Source organism: Persicobacter psychrovividus (genome assembly GCF_036492425.1).
Taxonomy (GTDB): domain Bacteria; phylum Bacteroidota; class Bacteroidia; order Cytophagales; family Cyclobacteriaceae; genus Persicobacter; species Persicobacter psychrovividus.
On record NZ_AP025296.1, the window covers coordinates 131800 to 150388 of the forward strand.

Annotated in this window: 7 protein-coding genes; 5 read left to right on the forward strand and 2 right to left on the reverse strand. The window is 45.0% G+C overall.

What is annotated here, in order from left to right; all coding sequences use genetic code 11:
• The first annotated feature begins 172 nt into the window (after positions 1–172).
• From AABK40_RS20780 to AABK40_RS20800, 5 genes are all read left to right on the forward strand, one after another.
• The gene (locus AABK40_RS20780; RefSeq protein ID WP_338399088.1) at positions 173–1246 is read left to right on the forward strand and encodes an endonuclease/exonuclease/phosphatase family protein; all 1074 of its coding nucleotides are present in this window, start codon (positions 173–175) and stop codon (positions 1244–1246) included.
• Positions 1247–1529: 283 nt separating this feature from the next.
• Positions 1530–3932, forward strand: coding sequence for a glycoside hydrolase family 31 protein (locus AABK40_RS20785; protein ID WP_338399089.1), 2403 nt, complete (start codon positions 1530–1532; stop codon positions 3930–3932).
• 328 nt (positions 3933–4260) lie between these two features.
• Positions 4261–8811 carry an Ig-like domain-containing protein gene (locus tag AABK40_RS20790; protein ID WP_338399090.1) on the forward strand — a complete coding sequence of 1517 codons (4551 nt, stop codon included), beginning with the start codon at positions 4261–4263 and terminating at the stop codon, positions 8809–8811.
• A 201-nt stretch (positions 8812–9012) separates the two neighbouring features.
• Positions 9013–12060, forward strand: a complete 3048-nt coding sequence (locus AABK40_RS20795; protein WP_338399091.1) for a SusC/RagA family TonB-linked outer membrane protein — start codon at positions 9013–9015, stop codon at positions 12058–12060.
• A 21-nt stretch (positions 12061–12081) separates the two neighbouring features.
• Positions 12082–13614: a RagB/SusD family nutrient uptake outer membrane protein gene (locus tag AABK40_RS20800; protein WP_338399092.1), complete on the forward strand. Its 1533-nt coding sequence runs from the start codon at positions 12082–12084 to the stop codon at positions 13612–13614.
• A gap of 581 nt (positions 13615–14195) precedes the next feature.
• Here the strand turns inward: AABK40_RS20800 and AABK40_RS20805 are convergent.
• Complete coding sequence (locus AABK40_RS20805) at positions 14196–16343, reverse strand: alpha-N-acetylglucosaminidase (protein WP_338399093.1); 2148 nt, start codon at positions 16341–16343, stop codon at positions 14196–14198.
• Between the two features lie 156 nt (positions 16344–16499).
• Positions 16500–18461, reverse strand: a complete 1962-nt coding sequence (locus AABK40_RS20810; protein WP_338399094.1) for a glycoside hydrolase family 97 protein — start codon at positions 18459–18461, stop codon at positions 16500–16502.
• Between the last annotated feature and the right edge of the window lie 128 nt (positions 18462–18589).

An 18589-nucleotide genomic window follows, 5' to 3' on the forward strand; every position in this document is an offset into this window, starting at 1 on the left:
CATCAAATGATCTTTAAAAAACCGGCTGAATATCAAGGGGGTATTTCAAACGGCAGACACTTATTTGGACATCCTTAAAGAATAGTATATATTCAGCAAACCAAAAAATGACAGATTCTTCAGCATGCACCCGTGAGAACGGTTTGTATGAGGAATCCAATAGCCTTTACCCATGCCAACCACCTTTATTGCCCTTTCCTGTATTTTTGCAATGATGAGTTTTTTGCCCAGCCTGAGGGTCAGTCATTGGACCTTCCGTTTCTTTGATTTCGTCAGGTTGCAGGTAGTTGTTATTCAGCTTTTGCTGTTTGTGGTCAATTTTTATTTTATGAAAGATTGGGGCGCCTATGGTTTATATGCACAGCTGTTTCTTGGCGTGGCCATGTTGTTTCAGGCATACATTATTGCACCTTATTTTCCACTGAATTTATTGATCGCCAGAAAAAAACAGGGCGCACATCCTGTAACGATGATCAGTACAAATGTCCTGCAAAAAAACAAAGATTACCACCTGCTGATAGCGATGGTTAAAAAGCACCAGCCAGATATTTTGCTGACCATGGAAAGCAACCAAAGGTGGGAGGATGCCCTCTCCGTTTTGGAGCAGGAATATAGCTACTGTTATAAAATCCCCAAGGAAAATCGCTACGGGATGCACTTTTATACCAAGCTGCCAGTAAAGCATCTGAAGGAACATTATTTTATTTCCGAAGACCGTCCTGCCATTCACGTTCAGTTACAGGATCAGGGCGGACGGGACTTTTCTTTCTGGGGAATACATCCACCACCACCCAGCCCAACAGAAAAACCAACTTCGGCGCAGAAAGATGCCGAACTGATGATGATCGCCAAACAGATTCGTGAGCTCGAAACCCCTTGCCTGGTTGCAGGAGATTTCAATAATGTCTGTTGGTCCAGGAGTTCACGGCTATTTTCAGAAATATCCACACTGAATGATGCCCGCATCAAAAATGGTTTTCACAATACCTTTCCCGCAACGGTGCCGATCTTTCGTTTTCCGCTTGATCTGCTTTTCAATTCCAAAGAAATAGCAATTGAAGCGATGAAAGTAATGCCCAGCATTGGGTCTGATCATTTTCCGCTGTTTGCAAAGTTCAGCATTCAGCAACAGCAAACCGAGGAGGCAGCCCCATTGGAAAAAGAACTGGAGCATACCGCCGACGAAATTATCAAGAAAGGGGAACAAGCCCTGGACGAAGAAGGAGGCGAAGAAGATGGGGATTGATGGCCAGGGTAAAGTGCAGCCTGCTGTGTGGAGTTTGAACTGATGCAGCTCCTTTAATGACTGTTTGATATTTCATTGTCCACGGTTTAATCTGCGCACAAGTCATTGTTCAGTACTTAATGGTTCAGCAATAATAACTTTACAGGGTACAAATCAACCGTATTTTAGGATGCTGAATTACCTATTGAATAGTAACCCAATTTGAAATAATAGTAGACCTTCATGGGTTAGAAAAAGACGATTTTGTGCATAGTATTTTTCTTCTAACCTATGATTGTTCATTATGCGGATTCTTCTACTTTTTTTGTTGGGCTTGTTTAGTGCCTGCCAAACCGTAAAATTTACGGATGATACCTTCACCTTTAAACAAGAGGGCAAGGATTTTTTTATCAATGGGCCTTCAGACAGTCTGCAGGTTAATTTTTTAGCCAACGGCAACATCCGGCTTGCTTTCCTGAACCAGCCGGAAAATGATTTCAGCTTTATCGATGATAAACAATTCATCCTTCCTAAAGTAATAGAACACCAGGATCAACTTTTGCTTCAGGGAGCAACATCAGCCTTGAAAATCTCCAAAAGCCCCTGGCAAATTAGCTTGCTCGATCAGCAGGGCAAAACCCTATCCGTAATCAATGCCTATGAAAAATCGGCCAAAAAGAGCAAGGTGATTTTTTCTGCTGAAAAGGTTGAGGCCTTTTATGGAATGGGGCAAAAGACCATTCCGGTGAATCGAAAAGGCTATGCTTTTTCGACGGTCAATAACCATGTTGGCGGATACAGCAAACCTTATGAAAACCTGCAGGTAAATATCCCTTACCTTTATACTGACCGAAAATTTGGGGTATTTTTCGATAACAGCTATACCGGCAATTTTGACCTTTGCAAAACCAGCCCCAACCAGTGGTCCTATCAAACTGATGGCGGCCAAATGGTGATTTATTTTACCGTAGGGGAGCAGTTGCAGGACCTTCAAAATCAATATTTTGCCCTAACAGGGTATCCGTCCTTGCCACCAAAATGGGTCTTTGGCCTGATGCAAAGCAAATGTTCCTATCAGGACGATAAGGAAGTTTATAAGGTCGTGGAAGAATTTCAGGCCAATCAGTTGCCGCTTGATGCCATTATTCTTGATGCCAACTGGTTTGGTGGCTACAATGACAACAGCCATAATATGGGGAACTTTACCTGGGAGAAAAACCACTTCCCAAACCCTAAAGGTTTTATGCAGAAGCTCAAAGATCGCCATATTAAAACACTGATTATCAATGAGCCTCAGATTAATCAGTCATCGGAGAATTTTGAATTTCTGAAACAACAAGGCTGGCTGATGAAGGTGCAAGACAGTGCTTATGTTTTGCCTTCCTTTTGGGCGGGATCTGCCGCTTTACTTGATCTGACCAACCCTTCGGCGCAGGATTGGCTCTGGAAAAAACAAAAAGCGAATCTGGATTTGGGACTTGATGCCTTTTGGGTGGACCTGACCGAGCCGGATGTATCGACCACCGCAGGGCAGTTTTTTATGGGGGAAGAACCTAAGGTTCACAATATTTACAGTTACCTGTTTGCACAGGTGCTCGATCGGGGAATGAAGCAGGATTTCCCTGACCGCAGACTTTACAATATTACCCGCGCGGGAACGGCAGGAATGCACAAATTTGGCGCCTTTAACTGGTCGGGGGATGCTGCCAAAAACTTTGATGCCCTGGCGTTGCAGGTGCCAATGTTGATAGGCTGTTCGATGAGTGGCATGCCGCATTTTGCTTCGGATATTGGTGGGTTCACCAACGCTTGGGATCAGATAGGTGACTGGCAGGCTTATGATGGCCCCAAGGCATGCACCAGCCCGGAGCTCTATACAAGGTGGTTTCAGTTTGGCGTTTTTTCGCCTATCCTCAGGCCACATTCTGGCGAGGACCAAAGCTGCGAACCCTATGCCTTTGATCAGCAGACCCTGGAAATTTCCAGAAAGTACCTCAATCTTCGGTATCGACTGATCCCCTATATTTATTCTTATGCAGCAAAAACAACCTTTGAGGGAGAGCAGCTCATCAAACCAATGATGATGAAGTTTGATGACCCTGCGGTCAAGCAGCGCGACGATCAATACCTGTTCGGCGATTTACTGGTGGCGCCTGTAGTAAAAGAAGGTGCCGACAGCCAGCTGGTTTATCTTCCGAAGCTTGGGGATGGGCAGAAGTGGTTCGATTTTTTTGACGATCAAATCTACGAGCCCGGAGAGCAGCAGGTCGCGGCCGGAATAGATAAAATACCAGTTTTTGTCTCTTCAGGAACAATATATCCTTTGGCTGACCTGGCAATGAATACAGCATCCCAAACAGAGGACCACCTTACCGTGGTGGCCTATCGGGGAACGGGAGCATTTAACCTGTATGAAGACGATGGCACTTCTCGCGCCTACGAAACGGGGCAGTACTCCATGACGGATTTTGTGATGACGGCTGAAGAAAATACGATTCAGTTTGAAGTAAATCAGCATGGAAAATTACAAAATGAAACGCGTTCTTACACTTTCGATTTTCGTGATATTCCACAAAAGCCATTACTTAAAGTTAATGGTCAGGCCATAGCCGAGGACCGTTTTGATTATGATGAAAACACCAAAAGGCTCACTTTTAATCATCCGCAGGAAGGGCCCCAGAAATTAGTCATCAGCATGCAGATTTAATCCTGAAGCCTCCTGCAACAAAGCAAGTGGCGCTCGAATCTTCGGACTTTTGCCCATAAGCGCCATTCAATTTATTTGATCAAACCTTACCTAAGCCCTGCCAAAAAATACGGCAGGGCTTTTTTATGGGCCAATGTCGCATATGCTATATTTAGATGCTCCTTATGATGAAATGCAGAGCGTAAATCTTTGTTTTACCCGCCAATTTATATAGGATAATTTATTCACATTTGGAGGTCAATTCGTCGCTGTGCGCAAGGCTAAATTGAAAGTCCACCATCAAAAAGTGGGGGAGACTTACCTTGGGGTAAACTAATTTTTTAAGCCGATGAAAAGGACAACTTTTACATTTTTATGGTTGGTTACGCTATGTTTCTATGGACACGCACAAACCAAAGTTGAAGTCTTACCACTGACAGATCAGTTAATATCAATTTTTATTGTCGATGGGGAGGTGGAATATGATGGCACTGCAGCCAATGCTGGAAAGGTGCATAAAACGGAACTTGATTTTTCCTTATTGGATGCGGTGGAAAGTTATGGCGTTTCTTCCACTGATGATCCCGATTTTTCGGAGGTACGCAACCCCTTGGCTGTCGGGCGTAAATCTATTGGATCAGCCTTTTGCTATCAGGGTTTGGAGTGGACCGGTGGGCAGTATGCTCCTGTTGAGGAAAGTTGGGTGAGTGACCATTGGATTTACCTTGAGTTGCCTTCAGCGCTTAAGGAAGGGAAAAATTATTCTTTCGACCTTTCCGCGCTTGGTTTGGAGGGGGTGAGTGATATCAGCTGGACTTTTGATCCCCACCAATTGAGATCCGAAGCCATTCATGTCAATACGCTAGGCTATGCGCCGGCGGCCCCTAAATATGCATATATATATCATTGGGCAGGAACAATGGGCAGTGTGGACTTGTCTGATTTTGACAATAAAACTTTTTTGGTAATCGATGAAAATGGCCAAACGGCTTTCGAAGGTAAAATCGCCTTTCGCAAAGCAAAAAACAATCAGGAAACGGGGCAGCCTGATGAAACGCCAGAAAATAATTTCCTTGGTGCAGATGTTTATGAGGCAGACTTCTCCGGCTTAAGTGCGCCAGGAAATTATCGGGTAGCCATCCCTGAAATGGGCTGCTCTTTTCCTTTCAGAATTAATGAAAACCCCGTGTGGGAAGCCTATTACGCTACCGCAAGGGCCATATACCATCAGCGGAGTGGGATTCGTATTGAAGCCAATTATGAGGGCAAACCCTATATTCGACCCATCACTCAAAATCCTATGGTCCATGATCAGGAAGGTCATTCTTATGCCGATAAAGTGGTGTATTCAGATTTCCCATATATGAACTGGGACAATGCGGATAATGGTGGTAACAACACCGATCAGATTATTGGTGCGGCAGAGGGCAACGTGCTGAATGTGGCGGGTTGGTATCAGGATGCCGGCGACTGGGACAGCTATGCACATCACCAGCGCGTCCCGATGACTTTGATGATAATGTATGAATTTTTTCCCGAGCTTTTTGCGGATCAGGAATATGATATTCCGGAAAGTGGGAATGGGATTCCGGATATTGTAGATGAAGCCTCCTGGTTAATCAAGTTTAACTTCCGGCTGCGAAAAGCCTTGCAGGAAGCAGGGTACTCCAATGGTGGGGTAGGTGGTGCACGTGTATGCGCAGATCCCTACAACAATACCCTTGGGAACCCCGAGCATGAGGGCACCCCTTCGTGGCAGGATCATCGACCGACTTTGGTAACGCAGGCGGACGCCTTCATGACTTATATGTATGCCGGCGAGGCCGCGCAGTTTGCCATGATCATCAAAAAGCTGGGAAGGGATCCTGAGCAATGGCCCGTGGAGATGCTTGATGCTAAAACTTTCGATGACATGACGTACCTCAAAGCCAATTTTATCGAAGAGGCTGAGGCCGCTTTTGATTGGGCCGCGGCGCCGGAAAATCAGCCTGAATCTGGGAATAATTACCCTGAACCCCTGACGGTCTATGAAACTTATGCCGCCGTGAATTTATTCCGTCTTACGGGTAAATCCAAGTATCATGAAATTGCCATACAAGGGTTGAACAGTTTTAAAAATGCCGGAAATTTTACGACCCATCAGGCATATGCAGCATACGCTTATTTACTGATCGATCATATTGATGTAGATACAGAATTACAGCAGAGCTTGCGCGCTGCCGCGGAACGTACCGCGACGAACAGCGCCTTGAATGCCGCTGAAAAAAGAGCAGCACGTTGGGGTGGGGTGTTTGATATGCCGATGCTCGTTGGGCAAGCCACAACGCCATGGATGTTTGAAACCATGGTCGCCTATGCGCTTACAGGGAATGAGCAGTATAAAGATGTGGTGCATACCACTGCCGATTATTTTCTGGGCACCAACCCGCGGCATAGTACAAATATGACAGGAATTGGGCCAAGGCCTGTGAAAAGGGCTTTTAATCTGGATGGTCGGACAATCACAGAAAACTGGGGGGTATTTCCAGGATGGATCCCTTATGGTCCTTGGGCTTTTACCGCCAAACAGCAGGAAATGGCCTACAAGAGAACGATGGCCGATGGGATTGAACGACTTGGAGGACAGGGACCCTGGAATGAACACTGGCATAACTTTTCCATGACGCCCACAGTTCTGAACTGGCCGGGGCATGAGCGTTTTTCGCATAATGCCATCGCTCCAATGCTTACCGAAAACACCATTCACCAGAATTCTTTACATGCGGCCACCGCCTACGGTTTTGTAAATGGCCGCCAACACCGCAATGCCCAAAGTCCGCAGAAAATTGGGGAAATAACTGTTTCATCGCAAGAGATCAACGATTTTCAGTTCCTTAAAGAATCGAAGGTGGTAACGGTAAACCTCGATAATCTTGAAGCCAGCCAGTCCGCCTTAAAGTGGTCAAGTTCTGAAACCGCTGTCGCTCATGTAGATCAGTTCGGACGGATTACCGCTACCGGGGATGGGGAGGCAACAATCACCGTGGAAACCCTTGACGGCTCTGTAAAACAGGTCATAAAAGTACGCAACACCAATTTACAGGATATGCCTGTGGAAGAAGTAAAAATTAACTTTGAGGGGGGAGTGTTGGAGCTAATAGATGGCAGCACAAAAAAGCTCGTAGTGGAAGTACTCCCTGAGCAGGCTTCCAACAAAAATTTGATTTGGACTTCTTCTGATGAAGCGGTGGTTACGGTGCTCGATGGGGCATTGACCGCCGTTGGCCCTGGTGATGCTACCGTTCGGGCCACAGCAGAATCCGATGAACAAAAATTTGATGAGCTTTCAGTGCGTGTCCTTGCTGCTTCTTACACTGTTTTGGCAGATTTTGATGATCACATCCCTGTTTATGGGGAAGGTAAACAACCGGAAGCGGTGGAGATTTTCAGTAGTCACGAGGCCATCGATTTACAAGCCGACAACCCACAGAAAGCAGGCATCAATACCTCTGAAAAAGTGCTGAAAGTAAGCCGAGGTCCCGGGCAGTGGAAATTACTGGGCTTCAGTTCACCAACCTTGGCCCCCATATCTATGTGCAGCCATGTAGACTTTTCCTTTCAGTATTTATCCGAAGACCTGACCGAAATATATTATGCGATCACGACCATCTCAGGAGAAAAACTGGATGACCGCATACCGATTACCCCTTCAGCAGAATGGCAAACGGTTGTTCTTTCCATTCCCGCCAGTGGGAAGATGGAAAGCTTAACGATCTTCTCCAATCCGGAAGATGCCGCGGCAGATTATGATTTGTATTTTGATAATTTCCGGTTCAAGGAAAATCCCGATGCCGAGGATTGTGAAGAGCAGGAGCTTGAGTGGGTAATGATTGATTTTGAAACCTCTGACTTCAATTGGTTGGACGGTAATGGTTCCTTTGGGTGGAATGGTAACGGCGAATCGTTTCGCAGCGAAGTTGTTGATAATCCAACAGGGGATCAAATCAACCCTTCGGAAAGGGTTTTCTATTTTGAAAAAACAGGCAGCACCTTCGGAGCAGGTTTCGGTTTACAGCCTGCAACCGGTTTTCCTTTAGGAAATAATACCTACCTGTCCCTTTTGACTTATTCGGATGTTTTTACCAACAGCCTTTTGGTGAAGTTGATTCAGTTTGATGAGGACGGAAAAGAGGCCTGTGCGCTGGAATTACATCAGGAAAGCATCGATTTGAGCCCTTTTGCATGGAAAAAAATAAAGTTCAGTATTCAGGATATGACCTTTAGCACAAAGGACGATGCGCTGGAACGGGCAGATTTTCTGCAAATTGATCAGATCATCATTCAGCCGGATGTAGCGGTGGCAGTTCCCAATAATTTTTATGTTGATGATATTGCCCTTGGTGGTTTACAGGTGGAAAAAATCACCATCGAAGGGGAGTCCGAGCGGCAAATGCGTGTAGGGGAGCAATTGCAGCTGACAGTTAAAATACTGCCTGAAGGAGCAGAAGATCAAGAAGTAGTGTGGCAAAGTACGGACGAATCAATTGCTTCGGTGGATGAAAATGGGCAGGTAACCGCCTTATCGGAAGGACAGACGGAAATTTTGGCAATGTCGGTTAGCCGTCCTGAGGTGACCGCATCGGTGGGCATCACAATAAAGGCCGACGATCCACTAACAACGACCACTTTAGGGATGAAAATTTATCCCAATCCTGCTGAAGATCAGCTGATCATTGAACTGCAGGAAGTTGCCACTGCCGTTGATGTTTTCAATACAACGGGCCAAAAGTTTAATCCCAAAATTCAGAAATCGGGGCAGCAGCTGGTGCTGATGTTAAATGGTTTGCCTCAGGGTATTTATCATTTGAAGGTGCTTTGCAGCAACGGAAAGTTTCACCTGCAACAATTCATTAAAAAATAATTAAAATTGGAGTATAAATATCCACTCAAAAGCTAATATTGTTTATTTTTAAAAGTATTTATTGATTGGGATACAATTTTTTTTGGCGGTTTGATTGTCCAACCCTATGGATAATTCATACCCCCCATATCAATAGCTTTGTTAATATATTTAGCTATGAATCAAAACATTACATTTTTTCCTAAACCTTAACGAGGTACTATGAATCTTAATATTTTTTACAAATGGGAGTCCAGGGGACTATTGTTATTATTATTAATGGTCGTCAGCCATTGGTCCCTCGCCCAACGACAGATAAGCGGGGTGGTACAAATGGAAGATGGGTTTACAATACCCGGAGTCAATATCACGCTTAAAAGTCAACCTACCATTGGAACAGTCACGGACCTCCAGGGGACTTTCTCCATTCAGGCCGGCAAAGAGGACTATTTAGTATTTTCCTTCATTGGTTATCAAAGTCAGGAAGTCAAAGTGGGCAACCAGTCCAAAATTCAGGTAACGATGTTCCCGGATGTTAAAGAGCTGGATGCCGTGGTGGTTATAGGCTACGGAGAGCAAAAAGAAAGGGATATTACCGGTTCTATCGGTATGGTAAAACCCGAAGCACTCACCAAGATACCAACGGCCAATGCGGCTCAGGCCATGCAAGGAAGAATGGCAGGGGTGCAAGTGTCAAATTCCACCGAACCGGGTGGCGGAACAAAAGTCCGAATTCGTGGGGTAGGAACAGTCTCCGGGCAGTCCGACCCGTTGTATGTGATTGACGGGGTGCTGTCGACATCCATGATCAGCGTGGACCCTAACGATATTGAATCTCTAACGGTACTGAAAGATGCTGCCTCGGCGGCTATATATGGTAATCGTGGAGCAAATGGCGTGGTGATTATCAAGACAAAAAGTGGGGTAAAGGGGGATGCCAAATTTAGCTTCAGTGGGGAGTATGGTGTCCAGACACCCATGAACCTGTATGAGATGATGGATACAGAACAGTATAAAGCCTATGCTGATGAACTCTTTGTCGCCAACGGAACGGTGCGTCAGAACCGATGGGTGCGCAATGATGACCTGACCCATACCACCAACTGGTCTGAGGAAATGTTCAATCCCGCAGCGATACAACGCTACAATTTTTCCGCTGCCGGCGGAGGCGAGTCCGGGAACTACCGGGTATCTATGGGATATACTGATCAGCAGGGGATGTTGCTCGAAACAGGTTATCAGCGATATAATCTATCGGTGAAATCAAGCATGAAAAAGGGGCGTTTCCGCCTGGGAGAAACGGTACTCTTCAATTTCAGCAATACCAAGCGGAGACCGGAACAATCCAATCCTGGGGCGGCTATTGAAACGGCTCCTCAGATTCCAGTGTATGACCCATTAAACACTAAATCCCATGGTTATGGCGTTCCTAATGAAGACATTACCGGTACTGTAAATACAGCTAACCCTGTATATATTCATGAAAAGAAAGTGCGTGAAGCACAAACTTTTGGTACCAATGTGAGCTTATGGGCCGAGGTGGACATTGTAAATGGGCTAACGTTCAAATCCAACCTCAATGGAAGTTTCAGCTCCAATTTTCAGGAAACAAAAAACCCGGCAATGGATCAGGGGACGGCACTTTATGCAACGCTCCTTTCGAGATATAATGAAAACCATTCTTGGTACAGGGGGATTTTCTGGGACAACTACCTGACCTATAAAAAAACTTTTGCAGAGAAACACGACCTTGTTCTGACGGCCGGTGGGGTGATTCAGAATGAAAATACTGCTTATACTTTTCATACCGCCGATGGTAATCGAGATGGTCTGGAAACTATTATTGGTGGGGTGAAACAGACCTATGGAGCCGACAAATTCACCAAGAGGATGCTGTCCAGTTTTGGACGTTTTATCTATACCTATGATGGCAAATATACCATTAATGGATCCTTGAGGGCAGATGCCTCATCGCAATTCACCAAAGAAAACAGGCTGGGTTATTTCCCTTCGATTTCTGCGGGCTGGACCATCAGTGAAGAAGCGTTTATGGCCAGCAATGATAAGATTGACAACCTGAAGGTGCGTGTGGGTTATGGGGAAGTTGGCCGTGATTTGTCGCTTTCAGACCGTTATGTTGCCGCTATGTACCCGAATGTAAATTATCCGTGGGAAGGCGGTGCTGCCAATCCTAATACGAGTGGACATATTACAGCATCGCTGCCGGCACAAGACCTCCGATGGGAAACCTCAGAGCAGTTAAATTTGGGGATAGACGTGGGGATGTTTAAAAACAGGCTACGGTTGAGTGGGGAAGTTTTTCAAAAAACCTCCAGAGATATGATCCTTAGTGTGCAACAGATGGGTGATTTGGGAACGGGAATAGATGCTGATAAGGACTTTTTAGGTGTAGGGCTGAAGAACATCGGTTCTATACAAAACCAGGGCGTGGAGCTGAGTCTGAATTATGATAATTTTGAAGGAGAGCTCACTTATTCTATCGGAGGAAACTTCACCTATATTTCCAATCAGGCTACAGAGCTTGTGAAGGTAGGAGGAAAGGATACCCCGATCATGGAAGGGAATCAGCGCCTTGAAGTTGGGGAGTCGATGTGGTATTTCTTCGGATACAAGACTGACGGTTTGTATCAGCAGGATCAGGGGAGTGAGGATTTGGAGCCTTTAGCCAAAGCAGGAGATGTTCGATATGTGGATACTGATAACAGCGGCAATATTACTGATGCTGACCGGGTAAATCTTGGAAATTCGCTGCCAAAATATTTTTATGGAATGAATTTCAATATGGGCTATAAGGGTTTTGATCTTTCCGTCCTTTTGGAAGGTAAAGCAGGTTTTAAGGTTTTTAACCAAAACGCTTACCAATTGACGAACACGACACTGAAGAATAATCGCCTGGCAGAATTGGTGGGCAATACTTGGAGTGAGGAAAATACCAATGCTGAATATCCCGCTATTTTTGCAAGTACAGCATCCCAGAATTTTTCCGATCGTCACCTGCAAAATGGGGCTTACCTAAATATTCAGAATGTTCAATTAGGCTATAACCTGAAATCACTGATTAGGACGTCGCTGATCACGAAAATGCGGGTTTACGTGTCTGTAAATAACGCCTACATTTTTACTGCTTATGACGGTTACAACCCTGATGTTTGGGATACGGGGTCGTCTGCAGGAGCATCCGTAGAATACCGTAACAACGCTCTGCCTACCCCAAGGATTTTTATGGCGGGCGTACAAATGAATTTTTAAGACTTATAAATTTTTTCAAGGATGAAAAAAATCAGAATAATATTGTTCAGTTGTCTGTTCGTTTGTGCTACATTTTCGGCCTGCGACAGTTTTTTGGAGGTGCCCAACAAAACCCTGATTGCTCAGGATGATTATTTCCAAACCGATGGCGACCTTTTAAAAATGCTTTCCACCTCTTATTCCAATTTGCAGGATGTGCGCATTTATGCCAATTATTATTGGAAGCAAAGAGGGCTATTGACCAACGATGTGTTTACCATTGAAACGGATGCAGACCTTGCCGGGAATTACCGGTTTGATTTTTTGCTTTCAAGTGGTGAGTTGCAGGGGCTGTGGTCTTCGCACTATAAGGGAATCCGCCGGGCGAATATGGTGATTCGTGAGGTACCGGAAGTGGTGGAAGATGCCGAATTGGTGGCGCGCGTAAAAGCGGAAGCAAAAGCTTTGCGTGCCCTGTTTTATTTTCAGCTGATTCAACAGTGGGATTTTATTCCATTGCGAACAACAGAGAATATGGATGAGTTTGCAGTGCCTCAGGTAGATATTGATGCTATTTATGATTTCGTGATCACAGATCTACAAGAGATTATTGATGCTAACGCATTACCTGCGGCCTATGATGGCAGTGTGAATAATGAACGTGGCCGGTTAAGCATCTGGTTTGCAAAGGGATTGCTTGGCAAGATTTATCTTTTCAAAAATGAAATGGACAAAGCAGCACCCTTATTCAAAGATATTATTGATAATGGAGGCTTTCAACTTACTCCAAGCACTGAGGATATCTGGAATGTAAACAACCGATTCAGTAACGAGAATATTTTTGAAGTACTCTATGACCGAGACGTGGGTGGTGGAAATTTCTGGTTTGATGATGGCGTAGAATCCTCTGAAGGAACCCAACGAAATATCTGGCTGGAAGCAATGGGCGATATTGGTGGTTATCAAAACCTTAGGCCAACCGACGAATTTATCAGCACTTTTGAAGAAAATGACTTCCGACTAAAGGCATTTATCCGCCAAAAAGGGGATACCATCTATTACCGCAACCCAAGGGTTGTGGGCGGTGAACCTGAGGAAATGCTTTCTGACAGGGAGGATCCTGTGATTGCCAAGGGGCATACCTCGGAGCCGTTAAATGCGATTGGTAACAATGAAAGTTTCCCTATTATGCGTTTGGCAGATATCTACCTGATGTATGCAGAAACGCAAGTAGGCAAAAATGAGGTGGATGCAAAAAAATACATAGACATGGTTCGCGACCGGGCTTTTTATAACCCTTGGAGAGATGAGATCCTTCCGCATCCATCAACACAAAACCTTATGGATGGAGGCAAAACGCTGCTGCAAATTATCCAATCAGAAAGACGTAAGGAGTTGTGCTTTGAGGGCCACCGTTATAATGACCTCAGAAGATGGGGGATGCTCAATACTTTAGTGGATTATAACACGGGAAAACCTCGATTTATTGACGGCAGAGATTATTACCCTGTGCCACAGAAAGAAATAGATAAATCGGGTGGTGTGATCATGCAATCACCAAATTATACTTTATAAGATCATCAACAGGTTCATTTTTAGGTCCTCCTTTTGGAGGACTTTTTTTGTGTCCCATGCGCTGACCTACGTGCCTGCCTGAATCATGATAAATTTTGTTTAGAGACACACATAGGTGCATCCGAAATATCATGAAGTTTAGAACGTTAGCCTGTAGAGACATTATTTTTTACGTCTAACACAACGCTGATTTTATAGGTATTCCCTTAATTATATTCAAATGGTTACGTCAGGCATAATGAATGATGCCTTTACAGGCATTTCAAATTTATACCTGAGTCACCCCCAAAATCCTTAACCTAATGACATTGGGGGAATCCGTACAGCCCACGAAATAATTTTTTGCATTAAATTCATCGGACTAAGTTGCGCAACAGGCCCTGACAAATAGATCAAAATAAAGTAGCTGGTCAAAAGCGGCTGTTTTGAAATTAAGAAGGAAATGGCGGACAAAAAAAGAGGTGTTGTTTGACCGAAATTCCTGGTCAAACAACACCTCATACTTCAAGCAACAAAATTAGATGGTCAATCCTCAGTAAGGAATTAGAAAGCATCATACCTGCTTTTTTGCGCAACGGACATCAGCTATTAGATTGACCAAGGTACGATGCTACAATTGTGGTGATGGCCGTGGGTTCTTCAGGCGGAATGACCTCCGCTTTTTCCACCCACGATTTCTCCCATTGGTAGAAATTGGGGGCAGGCAGGTCGGGCTGTTTTTCTTTTTCCCAAAGCCATGCAAAATACAATTCCCATCGTTTTTTATAAAAACCATCCAGCATGCCCGACCATTCTCTGTAGGCATAGTCGTGCAGGTATTCAGCTCCCTGCTCGTTGGACCACAAGGTAATGAGCTGTTGTGCATTTCGCAGGAATATTTTGGCTTCACTACGATTGGTCGATGCTTGAATTGCCTTGTTTTGCCATTCGTAAAGGGAGTGGTGTGGGATGTGTCTGACGGTTTGATCGAGCAGGTCGAAAAGCGCCAAAAACTCAAGGCTTTTTTCCTGTGCAGATGCTATTTTTCCCTGTTCATATAGTGCACTGATTTCACGGAGTAATCGATAGCCTTCACCACTGATGTATTGCCTGAAAGTCATGGCAAGGTCAATGTGATAGGTTAAAGGTAAATCGGCTTGGCCTTGTTCAGATAACATATTTTTTAATGCAGCCTTAAGCAAGTCCTGAGAATACTTGGGTGCCCCTTCCGGTCCCCACGCGGTGGCGCGGGAGGCACTTAGATCCGGACGTGCACACATGATGTTTTCAAATCGTTCCGCACTGGAGTACACCGATTCATACAATTGCTGCCATGCTGAGGATAGTGCCACAGCGTTCCTGCCATATCTGGAAAAAGCGTATTGAGCTAACCAATCGGAGGGCTTCAACGGTTCTTCGCTCCATGCATTTTCATAAAAAAATTCATAGGGCATCGGGTCATTATAGCTGCCTTCCATCGCCAGGCCAATTCCTTGAAAATTAGGGAAATTACGATTGTTTTGTAACTGATGTGGAACAAGGCTCATGCTGTCCATTTGTGCAAACTGATAGGTATTGTTTCCGAAGTTATTGACATTACACCAAAGAAAAGGAAAGGATTGAAAAACTGCTCTCTGGCAATAGGCAGGTTCTTTTTCCCCAAAAAGATCCAACAGCAAGCTCCGCGACGGGTCGATTCCCTGCAGCAGTTCGTCAGTTGGGCTTTCCTGCCAGCATTGTAAAACCCAGGTGGCGTCGGTTTGGTGTTTTTGCATTGCAGCGGAAATGGCCGCTGCCGCTGCTGCCATATCATCAATTTTTTTTCCGCCTTCATGGAAGGGGTCACCACTATAAAAATGGGCTTTACCGAATCGTTTTTCCTGCTCCTGATAAAAAATATCAGCCACCTTCCCGAACAGGGAATCGGTGGGCATAAGGAATGCTGGCCGATTCAGGCCGCCCCACATCCCATCACGATGGAAGGCATGCGTGGGAAATTTATCGATCATGCTGTTGGGAACCATCCCGTAAAAGGCAGGTAAAATAGGTTCCATCTGAAAGGCATCTAACTGTTGGATAATCTTCTCCTGAAGCAAGGCCTGCTGATCAATATATTCCTGACTCAAGGGCCCCTGCCAACCTTCGATATTGTCCATCAGCCACCATGCGGTATAGGCTGGGCCAGGAATAAATGCATTGATTTCCTCCTCGGTAAAATTCAATTGGCGCAGGGTACTTTGCCAAACGGCTTCCGTGCCATTAATTGCCAATACCAGATTAATTCCCTGCATGGCCATCCAGTCGAGTTCCTGTTGCCAGTCTTCCCATTTCCAAAATGCCATGCTATAATTAAATGTGCAATAATTAAGATAGTAACGATGACGCATCTTACTTGCATGGAAGATGGGGGCTGCGAGCGAGGGTAACTTTTCCACGGCAGGAATTTGGCGTCCCATCCTTCCTATGTGGCCGTGCATAACATATTTTACATAATGATAAAACCCCTTTGAGGCCGCTACGGGATCCGTTGCGGAAATTAAAACCTTATTTTCAGCGGTTGTTGAGATGGTAAATTCGCCGAAGGTATCGGGATTTTCAGGCTTTACTTTTTTTAAAATAAACGCTTGTTGCCATTCCGGCAGTTGTCGCTGAATGAGTGCTTTTACCTGTGGGAAATCGGTGCTTGTATTTTCTCGTGGGCTACAGCTCAAAAGTAGCGTGCAAATCAATATAAAACTTAAATATCTCATGGAATTCTTTGGCATGGTATAAATGTTGGTCGGAAAGCATTACGGATGGTGGTTCAATGGTTGGTTACTTTTGTAGCTACAGCCCATCGACGAATATTTTGCCTTTCGATAACAGCATCAGTACTGGCTCGAAGGCGGTTGAGCCAAGGGTTGGTCTCAGCTGGGCATTTCAATTTTCCCAATAAACCCACCATAGGCATCTAATTCAATCATATTGTGCCGGGCAATTTTTACAGGTTGGGTTAGCAGTCCTTTTTTCGAGGGGTGGTCGGTACACAGATGGATGGTGCCACCCGCTGATAAAGTATTCAAATTTAGCTTCACAGCTTTGGGGAAGTTCTCTCCGTTAATGCCCGCAATATACCATACCCGACCTTTGCGTCTGGCCATCACCAAATCTTTACCGATGGACCCTTCGAGGAGTCTGCTTTCATCCCAAGCCGAAGGCATCCCCTTGAGTAATTCTTTTACCGATGGCGGAAGTTGTTCATAAACCTGTGGTTGATCTCCCATGTGCTGAATGCCTGATTCAAAAATGACCGAAAGGGCGAGTTCATGCGCTTGGGTTGTGAGGTGCGGGTGGTCGAAATTTGTGAACACGGAAGGCGTATAGTCCATGGATCCCACGATATTTCGGGTAAAGGGCAAAATACAATTGGCCACCGGTGCATTTTCCGGAAATTGTTGCCCAAAATAATACACTTCCTCGCCACGTACCGCCTCCATACTCATCAGGTTGGGGTAGGTTCGTGCCCAACCCCGTGGTATGGTGCAGCCATGAAAGTTGACCAGCAACTGATGATCCATGGCATCTTTTAAAATGGCCAGGTGTAAGGCCATAATTTCCTGTTTGTCAGACTGAAAAAAGTCTACCTTAATTCCTTTAACACCCCATTCCTGCAGCTTTTTAAATTCTTTTCTGCGGATTGCCGCATCGTTGAGTAAATTTCTTGGTGCTTCCGATACAATATTGTGCCCTCCGGCGCTGTTGTACCACAGCCAAACACCGACATTTTTTTTGTTGGCATAGGTTATAACCTCACCGACACTGCCATCTTTCATCTCTCCCCAGTTAGCGTCAATCAATGTATATGGCCATTGCATCTTTGCGCTTAAATCAATGAATGGTTTAAGCTCCTGAAAACTTTTTGGGCTGTTGTGGGCGGTAAGCCAACTCCACGATGCCAGCCCTGGTTTGATCCAGTCCGTAGCCATTTCCTTTGGAGCGGGAGCCAATAAATTCACCATGTCCGACTGAATCAACTCATCGAGATTTTTGGTGATGGTAACGCTTCTCCATGGGGTGCTGAAAGGCAACCTGCTTATCGGCTGGGAAGCATAGAGCCCATTGGCATCAAGGGAATCCGGCCATGCCATAGCGTATCGGCCATTTGTGGCGGTAGGAGAAAGGTGCATGGCGGCATACGGCTCAAATGGGCCACTTTCACTGATCAATATATAGCGATTTCCCGAATCGAAAAGAGCGGGAAAGCACCAGCCGTTGCGCGTGGGCGAGTTTTCCCCAATATTGTATTCTTTATAGATGTTTTCATATGCAGGAGCCCATTGGCTCGCCTCGTCATAGGGTTGCAGCCAGGCCATTCCACCCTGTGGGAAGAAAAACTCTGAATACTCCTGCTGCACATTGAGCTGTTTCAGCCCTTGCTCAGGAAAAGTATATCGGAAAGCAAAACCATTATTGAACATCCGAAATTCCAATTGCATTTTTTGTGATTTTTCATTGGCAAAGAGAAAGTGATACTCATTGTATTCCGCCGTAAGGTTTTGATGTTTACCGGCAATCAGGTTCATCGATTCCAGTATTGATTCCTGTTGATTATAACTGACCAGTTTCAGTTGCTTTGCAAAATTGGCTTTCTTCGCGTCTATGCCAAGCTTTCCCGGACCAATAATGATTTCCCCACGGTCGGTCATTACTTCATAAAACAGTTGCCCATATTTAATATTGAGATTGATTTGCAACTGTTTGTCGGGGCTGCTCAAATTGGTGTTGAAATCTTTATTGCTATTGACCGGCTGACAGGCAAAGTTCACCAGGCCGAACATCAGTAACAATGGATATAAAAAGTACGAATGGATTTTCAAAAGTTTATTCATGATATCTGATCGGTTTCAGTGGGTCTCTTCTTTTTTCATTTTGGTCGCAGGATATGGACCGCCAGCCTATGGTATTATTTCAATAATAATGGTTTACCGTGCCTCCGATTTTCAGTAAATTCAGGGGC

What these genes read in the sequence shown, in the direction of transcription:
- AABK40_RS20780 (WP_338399088.1), top strand. Translation starts at nt 173, where the DNA reads ATGCCAACCACCTTTATTGCCCTTTCCTGTATTTTTGCAATGATGAGT.
- AABK40_RS20785 (WP_338399089.1), top strand. Translation starts at nt 1,530, where the DNA reads ATGCGGATTCTTCTACTTTTTTTGTTGGGCTTGTTTAGTGCCTGCCAA.
- AABK40_RS20790 (WP_338399090.1), top strand. Translation starts at nt 4,261, where the DNA reads ATGAAAAGGACAACTTTTACATTTTTATGGTTGGTTACGCTATGTTTC.
- AABK40_RS20795 (WP_338399091.1), top strand. Translation starts at nt 9,013, where the DNA reads ATGAATCTTAATATTTTTTACAAATGGGAGTCCAGGGGACTATTGTTA.
- AABK40_RS20800 (WP_338399092.1), top strand. Translation starts at nt 12,082, where the DNA reads ATGAAAAAAATCAGAATAATATTGTTCAGTTGTCTGTTCGTTTGTGCT.
- AABK40_RS20805 (WP_338399093.1), bottom strand. Translation starts at nt 16,343, where the DNA reads ATGAGATATTTAAGTTTTATATTGATTTGCACGCTACTTTTGAGCTGT.
- AABK40_RS20810 (WP_338399094.1), bottom strand. Translation starts at nt 18,461, where the DNA reads ATGAATAAACTTTTGAAAATCCATTCGTACTTTTTATATCCATTGTTA.